Below are 1,517 nucleotides of genomic sequence, written 5' to 3' on the forward strand. Positions count from 1 at the left end.
TATGCGGTCGAAACTTATTATAACACTTAACCCATCCTTTGACAATCACCTGTGCCTCAAGGAGCGTATCAAAAAAATACCGTTACCTGTTATAAAGCCCGTCTTAACTTATGCTTCGGCGGGCTTTTTCACTTTATACTCTACTTAAGGCTTAAATAGTATCAATTCTATACGACAACCGGAATGGATGCCAGTGGAAACACATGGGCAATAATACAGAGGATTACAAGGAATCAGGTTCAAAGAAAAAACCGGTAGTACCACATGGAACTTGGCCTGGAATTGAAAATTCCAGGCCTTATTGATTCAGGAGTCAACATGACTTCGGCGCTACTAGTGTTACTTCTTGATCACAAACCCTGCGTTGACCCAGTCGGCGAAGCTGTAGCGGCTATCCTCGGAGGGAACGACCACCAGGTTAATGGCACGACTGAGGAAGGGGATCTTTACGTCGAAACGCCAGGGTTGTTGGGCGAAACGCTGCCAGGGGCTCTCAGCGACAAGTTTGCCGTCGATGAAGACCTTGAACTTGAGCTTGGGGAACAGTGCGCGTGCTGCGCCTATTTCGTCCCAGAGTAAGTACTCATCTACTCCGCACTCGGCGACGAAGCGGTCGTACTCCGGCTTCACTTCATACATGAGCATAGATGGCGCTTCCACACCGACGCCTTTGCCGTATTGGTTTTGTCGGAGCATTAGGGGAGTACTGTTCTTAGATTGGTCCTTGGCGGGCAAACGGGTTCGGGGGATGCGGTAGCGCTCATTGGCAGCGGTATTGTAACCGCCTGAGGTTTCGCGCAGACCTTTGAGGTCGGAGATATGCACATCAGGCGCAGGGAGTGCTGGTGGCAGGGGAACGTAATAGCCGGCGCTTTCCAGGCAGGCTTGTTTGTTGCCGCGGAATGCGGTGGCTCTTATTGTGGTTGTTTTAGTGACTGTGATTGGGCTTGAATAGAGCTTTGAACTGAGGCCAGGCTTAGTCCCATCCAAAGTGTAGTAAATCTTGACGCCTTCATCAAGCGGGGCGGTGAGACTGACTCTGGTGGACTGAGCGAAGATATAAGGTCGTTCCTCACGTCCCCAGGGAGCCATTCGAACGGGGTCAACGATCCATGCATCCTTCCATAAACCGGCTTTCTTGAGTTCGCTAACGGCATCAATAGATGGGACAGCCTTTTCAAGGGTTGCGATAGTCTCATCTTGAATGGCATCCGGCATGAGTCCTTTATCAAGATCATAGGGGTACCAGCCATCAGTCATGTCACGAGCGATGATGATCTTTATACCCGTGGTGGACATTTGCCCCACGCCAACGTTTTTGTTGAGTAGGCACACGTTCGTTGCAAAGCCCATATAGAGAAGGTGAGTAATGCCGCGCTCGATGCACCATGAGTAGAGTTCAGGGGAGCCTTCCACGATCAAGTCTTCCGGCATAATCTTTAGGTCGGCAGCCATTGCTTGGAACCCGAAGTTCATCTGACAGGGGATGCCGGGACCGCATATGCAGACAACGGGAT

1 protein-coding gene is annotated in these 1,517 nt (G+C 50.8%); it reads right to left on the reverse strand.

Translation table 11 applies throughout. The features are described from left to right. Positions 1 to 339 precede the first annotated feature (339 nt). The coding region (locus WCO51_13810) for an NPCBM/NEW2 domain-containing protein (protein MEI6514330.1) at positions 340 to 1,517 on the reverse strand (1,178 nt) is incomplete at its 5' end.

The sequence above is a fragment of the bacterium genome (assembly GCA_037131655.1).
Classification (GTDB): domain Bacteria; phylum Armatimonadota; class Fimbriimonadia; order Fimbriimonadales; family JBAXQP01; genus JBAXQP01.